The following is a 21400-nucleotide window of genomic DNA, read 5'->3' as shown; positions in this document are numbered from 1 at the left end:
CACCCGCCATAGCACGCATCTGCGCAGCAAGCGGCCTATCCCCTCCCGTCCTCCGGTATGCCCGTCATGATAAACGCCGATAAGAATGGTCCAAAGGAAGCGATGACGATAGACGCAGAGGCCCCTACCGGACTACGAAACGACAAAACGCCGGCGCCATCTTCGGAGAGCGCCAGGGGCACCCACACGAACCATGCGAAAGCGTAGGCGAAAAGGAAGTAAAAGGTCAACGGATGACGGACAAGCAATCTCTGACGAGCTGCACCCTCCCGTTGGGCGGCTTTATTAGCGCTCATTACTGATGGTTCCGCTCCTTTACTCGCCCTAGTTGTCATACCTAGTAGAACGCCATCCACCGAAATAAGGTAGTCGTGACCTAGTTACCACGGGTTTCGATATCAGGGTGGTTGCAACTCAAACGGGTGGCAGTGGTGGCCCCGGTGGGAACCCTACCCAATAAGTAGAGGGAATGAAGATACTTCCTCAAACGACGATCCAAATCAAGCCAGATTGGACTTATTCGATAACGAAGATAATGCGTCTATTGTCGGTCGCTGCGTTCGCGCTTTCCGTCAGCGTTCGCTGGCCGGTGATATCTGAGACCGTCACTTGGCGTGTCATGGATAAAAACAGCTGAAGTGGTGATTAATTCGGCAGTTCTTTTCGTCCTGTTCTCACGCACGGCCAGCACGGGAAGCCATTGAGACCAGCGCAGTCACAGTCTTCGGGTTCGGTCTCGTCGTCGTCCTCAGAGGGGACGCCTCTAGCGTCCCGTCGTCCGTCGCATTCTCGACGGCGGCCATGTGTTTGCAGACAGCGTTGCGGTGGACGTGATGCGGGCACGTACAGGCCATCAGTTCGTCGGTCACGTCGTCGATAGAGACAACGTATTGGTGGGCTGCGGGGTTCTCGTGGCTCTCATTGGTGACTTCGATGAGTCCGGGGGCGTGGCAGGAAGTGTGTGGAACAAGGTATTACACGGTGTTCGTACAAGGCTGATGAACTAGAGTCGGTAGAAGTACTATATTTGACCGTCTTATTCAGATTTCAATCCTGGTTCGACTATACGAATCACCGCCTCGCCATCCGGTAGGTTCGGTGCATCAACTAGCCGGACAATACGCTTATTGCCTTTTGATTTACGGAGGTAGATACGAACGGTACTGCTGTGTCCAAGGATATGTCCACCAATCGGCTGTGTCGGATCACCGAAAAACGAATCTGGGTTGGACGAGACCTGGTTAGTCACAACGATTGCTGTGTTGTGTAAATTTGCGAGCTGTATCAAGTCGTGCAGGTGCTTATTGAGTTTCTGTTGACGTTCAGCCAATTTTCCTCGACCAATGTACTCTGCCCGAAAGTGGGCCGTTAGTGAATCAACGCATATTACCTGAACAGGCCATTCAGTATCGGCATACTTGCCCGCGAGTTCCCGGGCCTTCTCGGAGAGTAAGATCTGATGCGCCGAATTGAAGCCCTTCGCGACGTGAATATGATTCAAAACATGATCGACCAACTCGTTTAAGGCAGCCGCGTCGTCAACATCTCCATCGATACCACGGTCGATCATCGTTGCTTGGATAACTTCGTCTGGTAACCCTCGCACCATATCGTCGATGCGATCCGGGCGAAATGTGTCTTCGGTGTCGATGAAGATTGCGCGGCCATGGAGACCACCATTGTCCTTGGGCAGTTGGACGTTCACACATAGCTGGTGGGTGATCTGTGACTTACCTGAGCCAAACTCGCCGTAAAATTCGGTGATCGACTGGGTTTCGATACCACCACCGAGTAGCGTATCAGCCGTATCGATTAGCAAGCTGAGTTTTCCGATTTGTTCGCGCTGTCGACGTACCGTAGTTCCGGTTTCGAAGTCGCCAATGTTGGCAGCCTTCCGCGCCGCCTGAATGATTTCATTGGCGTTGCTCTCGCCAATATCAGCGGTGTTAGTGAGCTTCCCAGGGCTCGCAACGGCCAGGGCTTCATAGGAATTGAAACCAGCCTCGAGCAGCTTATCTGCTGTTGTGGGACCAACTCCCGGTAACTGGTTGAGCTCTACTGTCATATGTGACCAATGCACACATACTCGCATAAACCTTCGTTAACAGGGTAGTGTAAGTGAAAACCATTGTAAAAGTGGCCCCTACTTGTATGATAGTTTGTGTTCTTATTAGTATTATATATTAACTGTATCAGCACCTAATTCAGAAGAACGACTGAGTGACAGAGAGGATAGCTGCATTGAATTACGATGAAGGATATACACGAGGCACTGGAACCGTTTGAGCCCTGTGTGACAAGCGAGATTGCGGAGGTGCTTGGGTGGCCACGTTGGACGGTGTATAAGGTGTTGAATAGACTTGCTGAGGAGGGAGAAATTCGGAAGAAGAAACCCGAAGCTCGTCGGGTGATCTGGATTCAGTAAGAATAGCAGTCCGTCGCTAACGATGTGGATTCTACGCGTAGAAACGGAAACGAACGGTTTGACGCCAAGCGAAGTGATGGATCGCTACAAATCGCGCGCTTGGACGGTTTTTCGATCGTTCTCTTCGGCTCGACGAGCAGCGTCCTCGAGAATTGATGCGACTTCGTCATCAAGTGCATCGTAGAAGTCGCTGGCCACATTCTGTCCTTCGAGCTGTTCTTTCACCGCGGATTTGACAATCAAATCAGCCATACAAGCGTCCAGACGGTAGAATACTACAAAAAGACAGCGGCAAAATAGTCGAAAGAGGACTACGAATTTTGAGAGATCGTTGAAGGTGTTGACATCTGATTGAGGTATTACCGTTCTCCGTAGTGGTGGTACCGCTTCGATTCCCGACGCTGATAAGCACCAACCGTTGAGGCGACCCTTGAGTAGGGCAGCAAGGGTTGATCAAACGACCATTGCACGCCAGCTTGCTGGGACGGTTCCTGTAGTCGGTCTTGAATCCAATCAAGTGATTCAAGCGGTACAAGCATCTACCGATGACTCGGATCGCTAATATCGACCGGCTTGTGTTTTTATTTGATTGTCGACCCGTGGTAATCGACGAAAGCTGCATTTGGAGAAAAGGATTGCCTTGACAGTACTATTAAATCTGCTCTTAGCGTCGGCAACGAGCGCTATATTCAAACTCTGTCACAATAGGCAGATGGTCAGACCGATAGTTGTCCTCTTGCACATCAAGTGTTCGATACCAGCTAATAGTAGCAGTATCAAGTGTGAAAATATAGTCAATCCGATTCTCAATGTCGTTAGTAAATCCGTGATAGGTTCCCCATGGGCCGTAAACAGTGTCTGTATTGGCTTCTCTTCGAGGATCGAATAAAAGATCCTCGGTACTTCCACCTGTTCCAGTCATGATTTGGTATGGTTTCCGACTTGGTTTGGAATTGAAGTCACCAGTGATTACAACATCTTCACCGTCTTCTGAGCGCTCACGGGCACGCTTACGAATGAGTTTCGCAGACTCAGTTCGGGCGGTTTCTCCGACATGAGAAAAGTGAGTATTGCAAAACCACAGCCGTCTTCTCGTCTCCCGATGACGAAGACTCACCCATGTCGTCACACGAGGGAGATCGGCATCCCAACCGACGCTCGGCTCATCGGGTGTTTCTGAGAGCCAAAACGCACCTCGTTCGATCGCTTCAAATCGGTCAGGATCCCATGCGACAGGCACCATTTCACCTTCTCGATCGCCATCTTCTCTCCCAACACCGTACCAATTGTATTCATCAACCTCTTCACGGAGATCGTCGTATTGATTTGGTTGTGCCTCTTGTATGCCGAGAAGACCCGAATCAATATCAGTAATCGTCTTAGCAACACGGCTTAACCGTTCGTCCCACGAATACTCATCATCAGGATTATCATAGCGAATGTTGAACGAGCATGCCTTAAGCAGAGTCGGGCGATTGCTAGACGGGAATTGACTGTCGTATTGGTTGGCCGTCCCTGTAGTTGCTGATCCAGTGCTTATTCCAAGTGCTGTTCCAATCGATGTGGCACCGATCCATTGAATGAACTTTCGCCGTGGGAACTCATCGAACATAGCATTTTAATACATCCATTTGTATATTAAATATTTTTATATTTGTATTAAATATTTTAATTGTTCCTAAAAGGTACGGTGTAGCAGTATGACCTCACAATAGGGCAACCGATTGGTAAACGTTCCAGGCGAGGGCAATGACACGATTACGAAGACTTCGTCCTGCCTCCCTAATGACTCAATGCCGGCGTAGTTAAGGACACGACTCGGTAGAAACCTTCCTCGATAGATAACAACGCGAAGTCATCCGACGTTAAGTCCGAGCCAGCGAGACGCAGTAACGACACCACCGATGATGAGATCTAATTCTCAGGTGATGCTACCAACCGTAATCGTCTCCGTAGAGCGCCCATCATAGTCGAATTCGTCCATAGCACCGAAGCTCTCGAATGCGAGGACAACATCGACATCGCTCTCTCGTGTGATGTCCTTCGTCGGGTTCACAAAACTGCCCGTGAGCCACGCACTGCAAAGGCGATCTTCGTTGGCTTCGAGTGCATCTCACATCGAATTCTCCTCTGTCTACTCAGATAGTAACAGAAGTAACGGCGATAGCCGTATAAAGTGTCAGCATCTCCGTGGATTAGTCCTCATCTAATTCATATATTAATACAGTAATTATAGTGAGTCATATAATATTTATGATTTTATATACTAAACTATATAGTGATATACGATGATTGCCATCATATGGCACCTGGACAGATTCCGTTCGATAACAACCCATTTGAACCACTCAAACCAGAAGAGATTGAGACGGCTTATGAAATACTAACTACCGAATACGATCTCGGTGAGGAAAGTCTCTGTATTAAAATCGAACTTTCAGAGCCGCCCAAAGACGCTCTCAAGGCAGATGATGGCGCCAATAAACACCCGGATCGACGAGCACGAATCGTTGTGCGAAATAGTTCGGATCGGAAAACCATCGAGGCAGTTGTCTCGCTCAATGAACAATCAGTTGTGTATTGGGAACATATCGAAGGAGTTCAACCCTCGATTGCGATTGAAGAGTTCATAGCGTGTGAGGAGACGGTCAAAGCGAACGAGGAGTGGCAGGAAGCCCTGCAACGACGGGGAGTCGAGAACACTGACCGTGGGATGGTAGACCCTTGGTCGGCCGGCTACGACTTCATTCCAAAGGATATCGACCGTTCAAAGCGATTGGCCCATGGACTAACCTACCTCCGTCCGAGCGAGGATGCTGGCGATGAAGGGTACGCTCGACCTGTTTCGGGGCTTCACGTGTTTGTAGACTTAGATTGCATGGAGGTTGTAAAGGTCACTGACTACGGTCCTCCTGACGAGGATGAGCCGTTTCCACCAGAGGGAATGGCTTATCGAGAGGGTGAAGTCGAGCTTCGAGACGATCTAACTGCGTACAATATCAACCAGCCCGATGGCCCGAGCTGGAGTGTTGACGGTCACAAGCTTGAGTGGCAGGGCTGGCAGATGCATGTAGGATGGACTCAGCGAGAAGGGCTTGTCCTTCATAATATCTCCTATGAGGACGACGATGAGATCCGCTCGGTCATTGATCGCGCTTCATGTGCGGAAATGTCTGTCCCCTATGGCGAACAAAGCATCAATGATCGATTCAAGAATGCAATGGACGTCGGTGAGTACAATATTGGTCGTCTCGCAAAATCATTGACAAATGGCTGTGATTGCCTTGGCTACATGCACTACTGGGACGCCGTAATGAACACTGCCGATGGTGAGGTGAACGTCGTAGATAACGCAATCTGTTTGCATGAGGAAGACAACGGCACGCTATGGGAACGATCCGATTGGCGTACTGAGTCAAGCGAAGTCCGGCGACGACGACGACTCGTCGTCTCATTTGTCGCGGCTGTCGGCAACTACGATTATGTCTTTAACTGGTACTTCTACCAAGATGCTTCTATGGAAGTTGAAGTTCGTTTGACGGGGATCAATAACGTCTCTGCGATTGGCCCAGATGAAGATCCTGGAGGGTACGGCGAACTTGTTGCTCCACAGTTGAATGCACCAATCCATCAACACTTCTTCAACTTTCGGCTTGATATGAATGTCGACGATGGCCCAAACACACTCTATCGGGTCGAAAACCAGCCTATTCCAACTGGACCAGGTGACCTCAACCCACTGGAAAAGGCCGACGAGCGGACACTCAATCCTGGTGGAAACGCCTTCTATGCCAAGCAGGAGAAGCTCACAAGAGAAAAGGAGGCACAGGATCTAATCGACCCACTCAAAGGACGGTACTGGAAGGTAGTCAATCCGAAGAAAAAGAATCGGCTCGGCAAGCCGACTGGCTATCGCTTGATGCCCGGCGGAAACGTCGAAGCCGCGATGCAACCCGACTCTCCTGTAATGGAGCGTTCGGGGTTCATTAAAAACCATCTATGGGTGACGCCATTCCACGAGGATGAGAAGTTCCCCGCGGGTAACTACCCGAATCAGCATCCTGGCGGAGATGGCCTTCCCGCATGGACTCAAGAGAACCGCAATATCGAGGAGGAAGACCTCGTGCTCTGGTATACGCTCGGTGTAAATCACGTCACCCGCCCGGAAGATTGGCCGGTTCTTTCAGCACAAGTCTACAGCTTCAAGTTACAACCAGTAAACTTCTTTGAGAAGAGTCCGGCAATTGATGTACCACCTCAACATGCGATCGAAAATCAGGACGTACCTTCCCACGGAAACTGTGAAATGAACTCTGATGACGATTGAAGATATCATCCATAGATAATGGTATTACGGCACATCCTTCGACACGAAAGCCGAACTGTTCGGCCTGTGCGCGGTGCTGTGCCGTCTCGGCAGCTTCAAGCGCTCCAGACCAAATTATTAGCAGAATGCTCTGTTTCAAGAGGGATAGGAGAACGAATTAGCAGGCATCAGTTAACGCTCATCGTCGTTTTCATCAGTTCGTGTCGCCTTGAGGACCACGGGATTAGCGGGAGCGCCAGTACCGCCAGGGACGTTCAGCGGCGCGGTAGTGAACAGGAAGTCGTAGATACCATCGGTAGCGCAGGCCTCGCTGAGCGACTGTAGATCGAGAATCTCAAGGAGCGAAATACCGAGATTCCGGAGCAGTGCACCGTGGAGTGGCGCGAAGTAAACGGAACCATCGATCATCTGTGAAGCGCGTTCGATGGCGACGTTGTCAGCCCCAATAACGGGCGTCTCCATCTCGTGGAACCACTGGACGAGTTCTTCACTGAAGACAAGACCAGGCTCATCGAGTGGATCGTAGCTCGCAGTCGGATCACGTGCACGCTCTACAGACCCAGTTCGGATGAGGATGATATCACGTTTCCGCAGGTCAGTTTCCTGTTTTTCGGCGGTCGACAACAGGTCTTCAAGCGAGATGCCGTAATCCGTCGGCAGTCGGTTATCATCGTCGCCTATGTGCCGTCCAACGTCAAGCAATACTCCGCGACCAGCGATGCCTGCCCCCGCAGCAGCAGTGATATCTGCTGCACCGAGTCCGTAGGTCATATCGATGGGCGTCGCCTCGAGATCTCCGTCACCGTTGCTATCGCGAAGCCCGGTGACTGCTTCGGGGTAGCTCGTCGCCGTTGCCGTCGTCGATTGGTGGTAGCCGTTGTATAGGTGTTTGCCGTACCACGCATGGCCGAGCGCATCGACATGGGTCGTCCCTTGGAGGAAAAAGCGAGTGACGAACGTATCGTCAGCGTATTTCAGTCCACCAGGAAGCGGAATCGGACTTCCGTCCATGCCGTCGAAGCGAGCGTCGAGTGTATTGTCCTTTCGTGCAGGAAAGCGGCCAACAAACAATGGGTCAGTATCGGCACTGCCGGTGACTGATAACTGGAGGGTGAATCGTTCGATCTGCTTGCTCCCACCCTTCATTGCGGCCTTCATACCATCGAAAGACTCACGGCTGCCAAGGAAGTTCAACGCGCCGAGTTCGTCACTCTCCCCCCACCGTCCCCAGTTTGTCGGTAATCCACAGAGAAGTGTGTCCAAATCACCGGGTTGTGGATTATCTTCCGCTGCAGTCGCCGTTGTTGCCGCTGCGAGAGCGAATACTGCTCCGCAGCCCTGCAGGAATCTACGTCGATCAATGCCATTACAACAGTCATGGGAATGAGTGTGTTCAGTCATACTTTATCACATCTCCCAATCGTTAACGATGGGAGATATATGTTCAATAATAAATTTAAAACTACTTATAATCATGCCCAGAATATTGTCTATACAATATATTATATACTGATAAGTTATTGAAATTCTTTTGACAATATATGGGTCAGGGTTTCCTGGAGTGACCGCTCGCTGGGTGGCGGATACGCTTGAGATCGAGCGGCCGTCTGCGCATCGACGGCTGGAGGAGTTGACGAGAATGGAGAGGTTGAGCGTGGGAAATTGAGTCCACGAGTGGTCATCTGGTGGATTCCGGAAAAATAGGTACAATAGGTACCTTAGGTAGCGATTGTCGGCTTTTCACGTTTCTGTTTTCAGCGTGGTTTCGAGATGAGTCGACTACGCAAATTGCGGACGAGATAGCTATCAAATAGAGTTGATATGGTATTTAAGACAGTTCCAAAATATATTTCTCCAAATGAACAACTTCCTCCAGAAACTCTCAGGAACGCGCTCGCAACCAGCACAACAAGGAACGCTATGCGATCTTGCAGATGACTCTGGAGCACGCGTCTTCAGCGTACTTTCATCCGAAACAGCGCGTTTGATCTATCTGTATTTGCAGAATACGACCGCGACTGCTTCAGAAATTGCTGCTCAAGTGGATACGTCGATCCAAAACACCCAATACCATCTCACCAAGCTACAAGAAGCAGAGTTAGTTGAAATCACAGACACAGAGTATTCCTCAAAAGGAAGTGAGATGAACGTCTATGCGGCAACTGATGATCCACTCATTATCGTGAGTGGATCAGAAAGTCGCCTTGAGAAAGTGCGCTCACGACTGTCGGATCTTCTCGGTGGGATTGGTCTCTTAGTTGTGGGCAGTCTCGTAGTCGAGTGGTTGGCCAACCAAGAGCTACTTGATGTTCGTTCCGTTTCGGACGGTTTTATCAGCCTCGCAAGCCCAACAGGTGCATCAGCAGAACCGGAACCCCTGTTTTGGGTACCGCCAGGTCTCATCTTTTTCGCAGGTGGGCTTACGGTTCTGCTTGGGGCTGTGGTATGGAACGCACTCCAGTCAGAATAGTTGGCACGTACTTTCTACGGGTTGGCGATCATTGTCTGGTTGGTGGTGTTCGAGTGCTGTAATCGGTTAAATCACTATTTGAGTGTACGAGACAGTTAATGATAACTATGATAATGAGTTTACATGGCTCGCTATTCACGGCGAAAATTCCTTGCAATGGGCGGCGCTTCTGTAGGTATTGGCCTGGTTGGTACCCAAGCGAATGAATATACGAAGGCACGGATTACCTCGGTTCTATCGCCACTTCCAGGAATCCGAGCGACTGGAAAGCCACTGACTGCCCACCAACGGGTCAAAAGTAAGAATGTGGAATATCTGCCTGACACGGATGAAGTTCGGATTGTGACAGCACGGAATGCTGAGGGCCCGGTTGAGTTTGCAACGCGATCGTTCAAATGGTGGGCTGAATTCGAAGCTGGGTCGATTGCAACCCGGACAGTTCAGCAGGAGATTCCAATTCGATTTAGGACGGATGAGGACATTTCATCGGCACTGGAGTCTGAAGATGATCAGCCATACGTGACTGTGTTTCCAACTGGCCCATCGATAACACGCAGAGATTTGGTAGCAAAACTTCCGAACCATGTGACCGTAACAGTCGTATTTACTGGGAAAGAATATACGACCGATATTCCCGTGATGGTAGGGAAACGCCAAGAATTGATTTCGCTCTAGTTATTTCTCATATTGATAACGAGGGTTGGAGAATAGTCAGAAATGGCGAGGCTCTGAGTTAGAATATAATACTAACTTGGTGCCAACTCAGAATCTAGTAGAACAAGTGACGTCAGAGCGAACTCTACTGAATGGAGACGAGAAAGTACGTGGAGGAGGGCAAGTTCGTTCAAGAACGCAAACCAGCGGATGTGTTTGAGGTTATGGAACCGCTCGAACCCTACATGACGAGCGAGATCGCGGACGAGCTTGGATGGTTCCGACGGTCGACGTATAACGTTCTTAGCCGGCTGCATGAGAACGGCGAGATTCGAAAGAAGAAGCCCGAGGCGCGTCGAGTGATCTGGATTCGAACAGAATAACAATCGTTCGTTAGTATGGAGGGTCACGATCTGATGCGAGGTGGCACTCTCAAACAAAGAAGTCATTCAGAACGTGATCCGCGTCCCCTCTCGATTGAGTGACGTTATTCGAATTGGTCGTTGGGACGGGCATAGAGCAATTCGCTCTCATTATCATCGTAATCGCTCTCAGGACCACCGATGATGAGATCTAGCTCTCGGATGATGTCACCGACCGCAATCGTCTCCGGAGAGCGCCCATCATATTCGAATTCATGGCTCAATTGAAATCTTCAACAGATGATACGAATCGCGTGCTGAAGACAGAGGAGTAAGTCTTGAAGGCTCGTTGTCCCTCTGGAGATCACGAGCACCGTTCACGGATATCTGTCCAGTTCTCAACCGATGGGTCCTTTTATCTGCTTGAAATAATGGCCGTATGGCCCTGAAAAAGAGCCTTCTGAGTGGTCTCATCGCGTTTATAGTCGCGACTGCCGTTGCCCGTGTAGTCGGCGGGAAGCAACTCGGGACGCGAATCGGCCTCCTGACCGGGGCGTCAGTGGCCCTGAGCACCTGGGTATCCAGCCGTCAGAGTGCCACAGAAACCGGACTCGCAGACGAAACGACGGCTGCGTAATCGGGCAAGAGCGTGAATTGGAAGAGAAGCCGAGGTAGCGTCCGCCGACGGTACAATGTAGTGGTTCGTTATCGCCCATTGCAGCGGCGTATCGGTACTTGGTTACTGTGAGACCGGTACGAAGTCGCGATGCCGGAACCAGACATCGATTTCCTCGTCTTCGGTTTCGATGCGGTAGCTATAGGAGTATAGTTCGCGCCCAGTTTCGTCTCCGAGAGTGTCCTGAGGGATGTCCGTGATGGTGCCTTCTTTCCCGTGGTGTTTACTCAAGCAGAGAGACCGATTCGATAGAAGATCCATTTACACGTTCAACAAGCCTACTTAGTTCACTCTTCGATAGAGGGTCAATATCGACTTGCTCACCAGCAGCGGTATAGAAGATACTTGCCGTCAGGTCTCGCTCTGGGAACCACTCTGAGAGTACGTGATAGTAAACGCTCAATTGCTTCCGATACTCGGACTCAGCAACCCGACTGCGATCTGTTTTGAAGTCGATGATCTCCACAGTCCCGGGACAAAGATGGACGAGGTCAATGATTCCATAGATGGTGACTCGCTCGCCATCAACCGTCAATGGCAGATACGCGTCCTCTTCAACACACAATTCTCCAGACAACCCATCGAGAAACGCTTTGACGTTCTGTTTGTCGGGTTCCGTTTCGTTCTCATCAATTGGAACAGCATCACCGCGAGCATACGCTTCAGCGAACTCATGAACCTCTGTCCCGAACGCTGTTCCCATTCCATGCTCGACATTTTCGAAGATATCTTCACGCATGAGCGAATGCGGAGAGTAGCTAATTGGCCCATCAGGAGTTGGAATTGAAATCTGTAGGTGATCTTGAACCGACTCATTGTCGTGGAATTCCTGGACGTCTGGCTGGAACTCTTCAATCTCCACAGGAAGCTCCTCAAGGAACGTGTTTGGTTTCTCGCCTGCTGAAAAGACCAAATGGCTCTTTGCACGCGTCATAGCGACGTAGAGCAGCCGGCGTTCCTCATCGTACCCACGTGGCAAGCATTTGCGGAGGACGTCAGTCCGCCAGTTGTCGTGGATATGGGGATAGCCGTAGTCCTCAGCGTACTGTTTCCGTTGGCGCAATCCGATGGGATCGTCGAACGTGATTGCACTGCTACTCCCACCAGACGGAGGGAATCGCCGGGAATTCATATTAGCAAGGATGACGATGGGATGCTCGAGCCCCTTTGCCGCGTGAATCGTCCGGACAGTTACTGAATTCATGCCAGCACTCGCATGCACATCGTGTGCTACTGCCGTCATCAATCCCTGTTTCGATGAACTGGCCGGGTTATGTCCGGTGACCGACGGTGGTTGCTGCGTTGGACGTCCATATTGTCATCCAATTCGGTTGAATTTCCGTGGGGATTTTTCCTCTTCCCCGGAGCCACCAGTCAGTGTCTGTATTTTGAGGAGTATATAGATCAATGAAATACATAGATATTCGATGGTTTCCAAATATCGATCGTTCTAATCAAATTTGAGGAAGACATTAATTGGGAGTGTCGAACGACAGTCGCGTGAATATGAGCCAAGAGATTATGATTTCCTCCGAAATGGAGGGTCTTGAGACCGAGAATCTACGAGCAGCAGTTATCGGTACCGGAGCAATCGCTCAGCGGCTTCACATACCCGCATATCGAACGAGCGAATTGGTCGACCTCGTAGCCGTGTGCGATGTCGAGGAAAAGAAAGCTGCGATGGTCGCGGAGGAATTCGAGATCGATTCATACTACACGGATTATACCGAGATGATCGAATCAGGCAGTGTCGATGCTGTCAGTGTGTGTCTTCCGAATCATCTTCACAAAGAAGTCGTCTGTACCGCTCTCAAACACGATATCCACGTTCTCTGTGAGAAGCCGATCAGCACATCCTTAGCTGAAGCCGATGCGATGATCGACGCGGCGGATGCCAGTGAAGCATTCCTGATGATCGACCAGACCGAACGTTTCAACCCGGTGTATGAGAAGACCAAAGAGGTACTCGAGAAGGGGATAATCGGCAATGTGCTGTCAGTGCGAAGTCGGTTTAGTCATCCTGGTCCGGAGGGATGGTCACCGCGGTCGACGTGGTTTACGGATGCCGATACATCCGGTGGTGGTGCGCTCATCGATATTGGCGTCCACAATGCTGACCTCATCAACCATCTATTCGGTTCGGTTTCGTCTCTATCAGGATATAGCGACACCTTATCGATGGATGCAGACGTTGAGGATACGGCTGTTGCTGCTCTTCGGTTCGAAGATGGTGTACTGGGGACTTTTGAGACAGCGTGGCGAACGGATCCCGAATCTATCGAGATGCAGATCGTCGGTGAAGAAGGCGTTATTTACGTCGACAAAGTCGCGCCTTCTCTTCGGCTCGAATTGGGTAGCAATTGTGGAACCGTCGACGTTCCGATTCCGGAACAATCGAAGTACGGCGGTCCGGTCGAACACTTTATCCGATCTGTCAGAACCGACATCAAACCGACCGTAACTGGTCGAGACGGAAAACGTGCACTCGAAGTCGTTATGGCCATCTATCAATCGTCGGAATCCGGGCAACGCGTTCACTTCCCGCTCGAAACGGAGGCGGACAAATGAAGCTTGCTTGCAGTTCGTATTCTTACCACGACGAACTCGAAGACGAGATGTCTCTCGAGGAGTTCTTCGAAATTTGCAGTTCGGAACTCGAAATTTCGGGCGTCGAACTGCTCGATGGACATCTTCCAGGAGACGATGAAGAGACGATCGGGGAGGTTTCGGATCTTCTTTCAGAGTACGATCTGGAGATCGCGTGTTTATCCGTCTTTTACAACGACTTCGCCAAGGGAGCACCTGAAGAGCGACGTGAAGACGTCGAGGTGGTCAAAACGTGGTTGGACCACGGCGATCAACTCGGTGCACCAGTGCTTCGAGCATTTACCGGATTCCCGGGGCTCCATGACCGCGAACACGATGATCCACAGGTGTGGACAGATGTGGCGACGAGTTTGCAGGAATGTATCGACTATGGTGAGACCGTTGAGACGACGCTCGCCGTTGAAAATCATAACCATGATGGCCTCATTCGGACGGCAGACGACATCTTCCACATCCGAAGCCTCGTTAACGGCGACCTCGGTCTCGTTCTAGACCTGGCAAACTACATCGATGGGAAACCATCGATCGATCGAACGTTGCACTTAGCGGATCATGTCCACGCGGCGTATGATGATCTTGCCGAGGACGGATCCGAGCCAAACTATCCCTACTACGATGAATCACTGACAGCGCTGTCTGAGCGCGGCTATGACGACTTTGTGACGCTCGAATACGAAGGCGAAGACGATGACTTCGAGGCGGTTCCGCAGGCAATAGAGTATCTTCGCGGGTGTCTGTAGCGATACACTCTACCCTCTCAACAGCGAGCAGTATGCGCGCCTCATTTTCCGAGAATCAGTATTAATACTTGAGAGCTCATCATTTCTTGTCGGTCAGCTTAGCTATCTTTCAGTGCGCATACATCGGTTGCTGGCGATGAACTATCGATATTTCTCAAATTCGTTTGATGCAAATCAAACTCGGGAGCGAGGTTTATACATCACAATTGATTGCACAGTTGTGAAGCAAACACATGACGAGGCACAATACACTTCCCCGTCGACAATTCGTGAAAGCTACAGCCGGTACAAGCACGGCAGCAATGCTCACCCTCGCTGGTTGTACGGGTGGATTGGGTGGTGGATCGAATGGGAAAAACAATGGGAAAACCGAATTTTGGTCATCGCCGAACAAACAGGAACTGGCGTTTCACAACAACGCAAAGAAAGCGTTCCTCAAATCACACGATTCGAAGCTAAAGGTGCGACCGGTTCCGGAAGGGGACAGCTCCGAGCAAGTGGTCCTGTCGGCACTTGCCTCGAATACTGAACCCGACGTGTTCGCAAACGTTTTCCCTGGGTTCGCGGCGCAGCTCCAGGAAAATGGCGCCGCAAAGAATTTGTACGAAATCGAGGGGGCCAAGAGTTCCCTGACTGACCGGTGTGGTAAGACTATTTTGAAACGCTATGAAGCGCCAGACGGTGGGCTCTATCAGGCACCCTGGAAGGCGAATCCGGTGTTGTTCCAGTACAATGATACCGTCCTCAAGAAAGCAGGGTATAAAAACCCGGATGAGTATCCGACGACGCTGTCTGGACTGCTTAAGGCTGGGAAGAAGATTGTCGGTGATGGTGGTGCGAAGGTATTGTGGGATCGAGCTCCGAAACCGACGTGGTACGAGCGTTGGTTCGACTTTCTCCCATTGTATCTTGCCGCATCAGAGGGGAAGAAATCGATGTTCACTCAGAAAGGAGACAATGTCAAACCAGCATTTAATAACAAAACGGCAAAGACCATACTCCAGTTCTTCCAGGACCTCTATAGCGCTGATCTCGCCCCGACACAAGGGAGCGAGAAGCCAAAATTCCCACACAACGAAGCGATTATCAACACTGGTGGGCCGTGGGTTATCCCGTACTTCAAAGGCGTCAACAAGGACGTCTCGATGTCCCACATGAATCCCCCAGTTCCAGACGGAGTCTCACAGAACAGTCACACGTACGCAGATCCGAAGAACACCACGATTTTTGCCTCGGCCACACAGCCAAACCAAGCTTGGAAGTTCGTCCGTTTCGAGCAGCAGTCGAAATGGGATACGAAATTCCTGAAAAAGACGCTCCAACTGCCGCTTCGAAAGGATCTCGTCAGTTCCGCAAGCGGCTTCTTCGACAAAAACCCCGATGTCAAACCGTACGCACAAGCACTCGAAACGTCACACCCACCGGCATACACGCCGGATTATACGAAGATCATGAACGTGTTTGGCGAACAGTGTTTCGTGCCAGTTGCATTAGGAAAGAAACCGCCTCAGAAAGGCCTCGACGACGCTGAGAACGGTATCAATCAAGCACTCAACGGATAGAAACGGGTTCAACATCTATGCCAGACGCGACAACCGAACCAGGAGCACGGAAAGCGGACACATCGGCCACGAAAAGTGGACTTCGCCAACGGATAGCACATTTGCCCCTTCTCGGAACTGCAACCAAACGCCTCGGGGATCACGACGACAACTTGATGGGATGGGCTCTTATCGTACCGTGGTTTCTTTGGGCGTCGGTATTTCTGATCTTCCCATTCCTGTTCGCACTTTACTTGAGTTTTCACAAATGGTCCATTATCAGCCCCGAGACGGTGTTCGTCGGGATCGACCAGTACGTGCAATTACTGACGAGCGACCTCTTCTGGCAGCTTCTCGGAAACACGTTGTACTTCTTCGTCGTGAACGTTCCGACACAGATAGTGCTTGCTCTCGGCGTAGCGGTGCTACTGGATCGGATCGTCCGCGGACGGGCACTCTATATGGCGGGATATTTCGTCCCATATGTTACAAGCGGCGTCGTCGTAGCCGTCGTCTTCAAGTGGATTTACGCGCCCGACGGATACATCAATCAGATTCTCGCTATTGCGGGAACGGAGATCAACTTTCTGGGCAGTACCACATGGGCAATGCCAGCCATTGCGATGATGGTGTCCTGGAAGTTCATCGGCTACTACGCGATCATCTTTCTTGCGAATCTACAATCACTCCCGGAAACAATCTATGAATCGGCATCGCTCGATGGGGCCAGCGAGTGGCAACAGTTCCGCTACATTACTCTCCCGCTGTTGAATCCGAGTATTCTAGTCGTTGTGATCCTCTCGACGATTACTGCATTCCAGATTTTCACCGAGCCGTTCATCATGACGAGTGGTGGGCCGAACGGCGCAACCAAAACGTTCGTTCTCGTCATCTACCGAAATGCCTTCTCGTATCTCGAGATGGGCTATGCGAGTACGATCGGCGTCGTACTCGCGGCGATGATCTTCGTCATCAGCTACGTCGAACGTAACTATGTCGATCAGGAGGTGTCGATGTAATGAGCATCGAAACCGACGATTCCGGTGTGTTCGCCGACGGTCAGGAACGACTGTCCGAGATTTCGGGCAAGAAGGTGCTCGTATACGTAGCATTGACGATCGGTGTGATTCTCCCCGTATTTCCGTTCGCACTGATGGTTTCAATGTCGTTCAAACCAGCAAGTGAAATCTACTCGTTACAGGTAATCCCGTCGACATTCACGCTGGAAAACTACCGATTCCTTCTCGAAAACGTCCCGATTGTACGTCAGTTGATCAATAGCATCATCGTCACCGGCGCTGTAGTCGTCTCGGTGGTTATCACGTCGTGCATCGTCGCCTACTCCCTCGCGAAGCTGGACTGGTATGGACGTGGTGTAACCTACAACTTCATCCTCGCGACAATGATGATTCCCGGAATCCTGCTGTTGATTCCTCAATTCGTCATTATCGTCGAACTCGGATGGGTCAACACGTATCAGGCGATGATCGCCCCCTTCGCGATTAGTTCGTTCGGCATTTTCCTATTGACCCAATTCTTCAAACAGTTCCCCGACAGCCTCATCGACGCCGCACGGATGGACGGGTGTAGCGAACTCGATATCGTCTTTCGTATCGTATTGCCGAATTCGATGCCCGCTATCGCGACGGTCGCGATTTTCACCTTTATGAACCGCTGGAACCAGATGCTCTGGGATCTCATCGTGATCAAAAACGAAAGCATGTACACGCTGCCGGTGAGTATCACCCTGTTCGCCAAGACGGGCCTCTATGGTAACAGCATGGGCCCGTTGATGGCCGGTGCAACACTCCTCGCACTCCCAACGATACTGCTGTTTCTACTGTTGCGGCGGTACTTCATCAAGGGAGTCACCATGTCCGGACTCAAGGTATAGTTGTTCGATCATCCAACACAGGTTCCAAAGCAATGGTTGTCGACACTCATCGAAATCGGGTCAACTTTATCGGCCTCTCGAAAGAAGCCGTCGCTGCGGCGTATCGATCGCTACCGGTCATCGTCATCGTAAGCGTTTGCTGGTGTTTTCTAGCACCAACCATCGTTCTCCTCGGTCCAGCGACCGCCACCGCTGTCGCCGCCGCTGGAAACATACTTCGTGGAGATCGGTTCAGACTGCGCACTGCGTTGTCTGTATTCCGAAGGTATTTCTGGCGGAGTCAACTTCCACTCGTTCCGACGTTGATTTTCATCGACATCGCTGGCCTTTCGTGGCTTCAGTTTCTGCGAACCGGTGAGCTTGCATACGGTCTGCTCGCCTTTTTGTCGGTCGATATACTGATCGTTCTCTCGGTGTTGTTGCTGTATTATTATCCGCTCTTGGTTGATGGTAACCGTTCTGCTCGCAAGACAGCTCGACAATCGGTAGAACTCGTATTCATGCGATTGATACCAACTATCGGATTAGTAGCTTTCTGCCTCTCTGTTGGTGTCTTGTTTGGATTTACCGTAGTTGGCTTTGTGCTTCTCGGGCCAGGCATGATCGCGACCATTCTGATCCTTGCGACGCGCTATCTCTCGGCGAGAGTGGAGCCAGAGTAACGAAACCTGCGACGAACCTCCTGCTCACGCTCTCCGTCCTCTCGATGAGTTTCTCACGTATATGGGAGACTTGGTGGGATTTGAAACCTGAGCAAAACGGTGGCTTAGATATCACGCAAATCGACGGTAATTTCGTCAACCGCGAGTGAAATTTCTTTCTCGACGCCACCGTTGTCGCTCACATTGAACCGTGATGCGGCGAGTCCGGCCTCTTCGAGTTGCTTTACATGAACCGAAACCGTCCCCTTCGATAAGTCGACGAGTTCGGTAAGTTCGTGAATCGTTCGTGTCTCTGTTGATAGTGCTCTGATTATTTCCCACCGTGTCTCGGAACCCATCGCTGTCGCAACGGAGAGGATTTCGGACTCCTCGGGCTCAAGTGTCCGTTGGGGGCGAGGGTGAGACCGTGCATTAGGGACTTGCCGAGTGAAGCGTGAATTGTTCATAGTGAGTGATGGCCAGCTCGTGCCATGTGAATGAGTCTCAGTCGGGATATATTGAAATTAGGGGTGATGTTCGATAATAGCCAAACATATTCGTATGGTTCTAAAGATGGAATATTTCGGTCGATACGAGCCACAGAGTTAAACTTCAGTATGTGTTTGAATGGAATATTGCGATGTCTAAAGGGAACACAGTCGATCCATGGTGGAACGCTCAGTTACTACGTGCAGTAACCCTCTATCCGTGGGCGACGATGCAACCCGACGTCGAACTGAAACGGCTCGCCAATAACGGTGTGAATACGATTTTCGTTGTTACGAAGGAGAGTGACGGTCGGGTATTCTATGATTCTGAGGTCGCACCAAACCAGGTTCCTGGTCGTGATTTACTCGGGGAGCTCGCCGACGCAGCAGCGGTACACGACATCAACATCGTTCCGACGATCTTCGTCCTTTGCGACAAGTACCTTCTCGAGCAGTACCCTGAAACGGTTCAGGTAGCAAAGGAAGGAACGGAGATCAGATATCCGAATGTCTCGGCTGAGCACATGCACTGGGCGTGCCCGAATCACGACATCGTCTCGGAGCACCTGCAAGCAATTACCAACGAGATCGCTGACTACGAGGTCGATGGAATCCAGTTCACTCATTTCGAATTCCAGCCAATCGTCAATGGAGAGTCCAGCTATCTGTCCTGCTACTGTGAGAAATGCCAAGATAAAGATGAGACTCAGGGCGTGTCGGATCAATCCCCAGCGTGGATTGATCGACGGTGCAAACAGATCGATTCACTCCTCAGAAAGCTCAGTGACCCGTTCCACGACCGACCGGATTTTCTCATCAATATCGAATTAGAGACGTTTTCCAACCTTGACACTGCTATCAACGACAGCCGGAGAATTCTCGGCATTGACCAACGTGATATTGCGGAATACGCTGATATGCTTACTCCGCGGACAGCACATATCGACCTCGATATGCATCCGGTATGGATCCGTGAAGTCGTCCGCTCGCTTCGCCAACAGACGAACACGCCGATTACACCATCGATTCGTACCGGGCGAGGCGAACGGCCCTTCAATCGGTTGGAGGACGACGAACTCGTCAGTGCGATTCAACTCGCGCTACATGGCGGCGCTTGCGGAGTTTCGCTTTTCTCCGATGGGGCGAACATCGGTCGATTGACGCCAGACCAGTGGGACACTGCGACGAAGATGTTTGATGAAATCGATTATTTCGATCGAGAATATGGCCCAGCGAGCACTCGGTAAGCCGAATTAGTCAATCGCTACGGTTGTTTGGTTATTTCCAAAAATGTTGGTTACCACCCCATCTTGAGGCCAATCGTTTTGGTACTCGTTCACAGATTACAGAATTAATCATGGGTATACTTCGGATCGATCGATTAGTCAAGTCGTTCACAACAGCGGATAGTGTCAACGAAGTCATCGCGGTCGATAACCTGGATATCACCGTCGAAGAGGGAGAGTTCCTGGTTTTGCTTGGCCCGAGTGGCTGTGGAAAGTCAACGACGCTTCGCTGCATTGCGGGCCTTGAAACACCAACGTCTGGTTCGATCAGACTCGACGAAACTAACATTACGGACAATTCGCCACAACAGCGGGATATGGCGATGGTGTTCCAAGACTTTGCGCTCTATCCGCATATGACGGCTGCGGAAAACATGAGCTTCGGGCTGAAGATGACCACTGACCTCTCGGAAGAGGAACGCACCTCTCGCGTCCACGAGGCAGCAACGATCATGGACATCGAAGGTATTCTCGATAAAAAGCCAGCCCAAGTATCCGGTGGGCAGAAACAACGAATTGCCCTTGGACGTGCGATCGTTCGTGATCCGGAAGTGTTCTTGATGGACGAACCACTATCGAATCTCGACGCAAAACTTCGTGCCCAAATGCGAACCGAGATTCAACGTCTCCATCGGAAACTCGGTGTGACGACGATATATGTCACGCACGACCAGACCGAGGCGATGACGATGTCCGATCGTATTGCGGTGATGAATAACGGAGAGCTACAGCAGATCGGAACACCGGATTACGTCTACCATCATCCCGTAAATCAGTTCGTCGCCGGGTTCCTCGGCGAACCATCGATGAACTTCCTCGCTGTTCGACTTAGCGAGACAGACGGCCAGTATGTCCTAACAGACGACGATGATGATCCCACATTTGCGTACCCGATCGACGAATCGATCGTCCAGGGATGTGATTTGACGATTGGTCAGAGGTTGACTGTGGGTGTGCGACCAGAAGATATCTCGGTGGCAGACGACGAGGGGACGAACAATCATATGCAAACCGCGATGCTTGACGTGGTTGAGCCGATGGGGAGTGACGATTTCCTCTATCTTCTTGTCGGTCAAAATTCGTGGACTGCCCGCGTGGATGAAGATCTGAATCTCACGGAAGGAGAGCAAATAGCCTACTTCTTCGAAGAATCGAACCTCCATCTCTTTGCGGACGATGGCACTACACTCAAATCTGCAGGACTCGGTGAGGATGCCTTCCACATTGGTTCTGATCACGAAATAACCGTAGAAGCGACACAATCAGCAGATTCGCAGGCATAAGATAGT

General features: G+C 50.9%; 22 protein-coding genes and 1 pseudogene. 14 read left to right on the top strand and 9 right to left on the bottom strand.

Going from position 1 to position 21400, the window contains the following annotated elements; all coding sequences use genetic code 11:
* Positions 1–1036 precede the first annotated feature (1036 nt).
* A complete protein-coding gene (radA, locus tag BW974_RS20780) occupies positions 1037–2065 on the bottom strand; it encodes a DNA repair and recombination protein RadA (protein WP_076432578.1) in 1029 nt (342 codons plus the stop codon).
* A 186-nt stretch (positions 2066–2251) separates the two neighbouring features.
* Between radA and BW974_RS20775 the strand changes: the two genes are divergently transcribed.
* Complete coding sequence (locus tag BW974_RS20775) at positions 2252–2425, top strand: helix-turn-helix domain-containing protein (protein WP_139328963.1); 174 nt, start codon at positions 2252–2254, stop codon at positions 2423–2425.
* Between the two features lie 84 nt (positions 2426–2509).
* Here BW974_RS20775 and BW974_RS20770 read toward each other — a convergent pair whose 3' ends face one another.
* From BW974_RS20770 to BW974_RS27070, 3 genes are all read right to left on the bottom strand, one after another.
* A complete protein-coding gene (locus BW974_RS20770; RefSeq protein WP_076432576.1) occupies positions 2510–2677 on the bottom strand; it encodes a DUF1931 domain-containing protein in 168 nt (55 codons plus the stop codon).
* 412 nt (positions 2678–3089) lie between these two features.
* Complete coding sequence (locus tag BW974_RS20765; RefSeq protein ID WP_084186424.1) at positions 3090–4037, bottom strand: endonuclease/exonuclease/phosphatase family protein; 948 nt, start codon at positions 4035–4037, stop codon at positions 3090–3092.
* Between the two features lie 309 nt (positions 4038–4346).
* Positions 4347–4481, bottom strand: a complete 135-nt coding sequence (locus BW974_RS27070) for a hypothetical protein (RefSeq protein WP_281247724.1) — start codon at positions 4479–4481, stop codon at positions 4347–4349.
* 246 nt (positions 4482–4727) lie between these two features.
* Here BW974_RS27070 and BW974_RS20755 point away from each other — a divergent pair, with 246 nt between their 5' ends.
* Positions 4728–6752 (top strand): primary-amine oxidase, encoded by a 2025-nt coding sequence (locus BW974_RS20755; RefSeq protein WP_076432574.1) that lies wholly within the window; start codon positions 4728–4730, stop codon positions 6750–6752.
* A gap of 171 nt (positions 6753–6923) precedes the next feature.
* Here the strand turns inward: BW974_RS20755 and BW974_RS20750 are convergent, their stop codons facing one another.
* Positions 6924–7910 carry a cyclase family protein gene (locus tag BW974_RS20750; RefSeq protein WP_217694381.1) on the bottom strand — a complete coding sequence of 329 codons (987 nt, stop codon included), beginning with the start codon at positions 7908–7910 and terminating at the stop codon, positions 6924–6926.
* Between the two features lie 700 nt (positions 7911–8610).
* Here BW974_RS20750 and BW974_RS20745 point away from each other — a divergent pair.
* From BW974_RS20745 to BW974_RS20735, 3 genes are all read left to right on the top strand, one after another.
* A complete protein-coding gene (locus tag BW974_RS20745) occupies positions 8611–9222 on the top strand; it encodes an ArsR/SmtB family transcription factor (protein ID WP_076432570.1) in 612 nt (203 codons plus the stop codon).
* Positions 9223–9345: 123 nt separating this feature from the next.
* Positions 9346–9897: a hypothetical protein gene (locus BW974_RS20740; RefSeq protein WP_139328962.1), complete on the top strand. Its 552-nt coding sequence runs from the start codon at positions 9346–9348 to the stop codon at positions 9895–9897.
* A gap of 131 nt (positions 9898–10028) precedes the next feature.
* Positions 10029–10259, top strand: coding sequence for a hypothetical protein (locus BW974_RS20735; RefSeq protein ID WP_076432566.1), 231 nt, complete (start codon positions 10029–10031; stop codon positions 10257–10259).
* Between the two features lie 104 nt (positions 10260–10363).
* On the opposite strand, the gene BW974_RS25890 is transcribed toward BW974_RS20735, so the two are convergent.
* Positions 10364–10522: a hypothetical protein gene (locus BW974_RS25890; protein WP_175609761.1), complete on the bottom strand. Its 159-nt coding sequence runs from the start codon at positions 10520–10522 to the stop codon at positions 10364–10366.
* Positions 10523–10677: 155 nt separating this feature from the next.
* Between BW974_RS25890 and BW974_RS20730 the strand changes: the two genes are divergently transcribed.
* Positions 10678–10875, top strand: a complete 198-nt coding sequence (locus BW974_RS20730) for a hypothetical protein (protein WP_076432564.1) — start codon at positions 10678–10680, stop codon at positions 10873–10875.
* Between the two features lie 102 nt (positions 10876–10977).
* Here BW974_RS20730 and BW974_RS25885 read toward each other — a convergent pair whose 3' ends face one another.
* Both BW974_RS25885 and BW974_RS20725 read right to left on the bottom strand, forming a co-directional pair.
* Positions 10978–11145, bottom strand: a complete 168-nt coding sequence (locus BW974_RS25885; protein ID WP_175609760.1) for a DUF8139 family protein — start codon at positions 11143–11145, stop codon at positions 10978–10980.
* A pseudogene (locus BW974_RS20725) lies at positions 11138–12179 on the bottom strand (3'-5' exonuclease); the annotation flags it as partial. The pseudogene BW974_RS20725 and the gene BW974_RS25885, both read right to left, overlap by 8 nt.
* 241 nt (positions 12180–12420) lie before the next feature.
* Between BW974_RS20725 and BW974_RS20720 the strand changes: the two are divergent.
* From BW974_RS20720 to BW974_RS20695, 6 genes are all read left to right on the top strand, one after another.
* Entirely contained in the window at positions 12421–13482 is a 1062-nt protein-coding gene (locus BW974_RS20720) for a Gfo/Idh/MocA family protein (RefSeq protein ID WP_139328961.1), read from the top strand.
* Positions 13479–14261 carry a sugar phosphate isomerase/epimerase family protein gene (locus tag BW974_RS20715; RefSeq protein ID WP_076432559.1) on the top strand — a complete coding sequence of 261 codons (783 nt, stop codon included), beginning with the start codon at positions 13479–13481 and terminating at the stop codon, positions 14259–14261. Before BW974_RS20720 ends, BW974_RS20715 begins: the two co-directional genes overlap by 4 nt.
* 269 nt (positions 14262–14530) lie before the next feature.
* Positions 14531–15823 (top strand): extracellular solute-binding protein, encoded by a 1293-nt coding sequence (locus BW974_RS20710; RefSeq protein ID WP_175609759.1) that lies wholly within the window; start codon positions 14531–14533, stop codon positions 15821–15823.
* 17 nt (positions 15824–15840) lie between these two features.
* On the top strand, positions 15841–16821 hold the full coding sequence (locus BW974_RS20705) for a carbohydrate ABC transporter permease (protein ID WP_084186421.1): 981 nt from the start codon (positions 15841–15843) through the stop codon (positions 16819–16821).
* Complete coding sequence (locus BW974_RS20700) at positions 16821–17696, top strand: carbohydrate ABC transporter permease (RefSeq protein ID WP_084186420.1); 876 nt, start codon at positions 16821–16823, stop codon at positions 17694–17696. Before BW974_RS20705 ends, BW974_RS20700 begins: the two co-directional genes overlap by 1 nt.
* A 32-nt stretch (positions 17697–17728) precedes the next feature.
* Positions 17729–18358: a hypothetical protein gene (locus BW974_RS20695; protein WP_076432555.1), complete on the top strand. Its 630-nt coding sequence runs from the start codon at positions 17729–17731 to the stop codon at positions 18356–18358.
* A 104-nt stretch (positions 18359–18462) separates the two neighbouring features.
* Here the strand turns inward: BW974_RS20695 and BW974_RS20690 are convergent, their stop codons facing one another.
* Positions 18463–18696: an ArsR/SmtB family transcription factor gene (locus BW974_RS20690; protein ID WP_076432553.1), complete on the bottom strand. Its 234-nt coding sequence runs from the start codon at positions 18694–18696 to the stop codon at positions 18463–18465.
* Positions 18697–19055: 359 nt separating this feature from the next.
* Here BW974_RS20690 and BW974_RS20685 point away from each other — a divergent pair, with 359 nt between their 5' ends.
* On the top strand, positions 19056–20072 hold the full coding sequence (locus BW974_RS20685) for a family 10 glycosylhydrolase (protein WP_175609758.1): 1017 nt from the start codon (positions 19056–19058) through the stop codon (positions 20070–20072).
* Between the two features lie 110 nt (positions 20073–20182).
* Positions 20183–21394 carry an ABC transporter ATP-binding protein gene (locus BW974_RS20680; RefSeq protein ID WP_076432549.1) on the top strand — a complete coding sequence of 404 codons (1212 nt, stop codon included), beginning with the start codon at positions 20183–20185 and terminating at the stop codon, positions 21392–21394.
* Positions 21395–21400: the final 6 nt, after the last annotated feature.

It is taken from the genome of Haladaptatus litoreus (assembly GCF_900156425.1).
In the GTDB taxonomy this organism is placed as follows: Archaea; Halobacteriota; Halobacteria; order Halobacteriales; family Haladaptataceae; genus Haladaptatus; species Haladaptatus litoreus.
The sequence above is the reverse complement of the archived record's forward strand: the minus strand, read 5'-3'. Positions and strand labels throughout refer to the sequence as shown.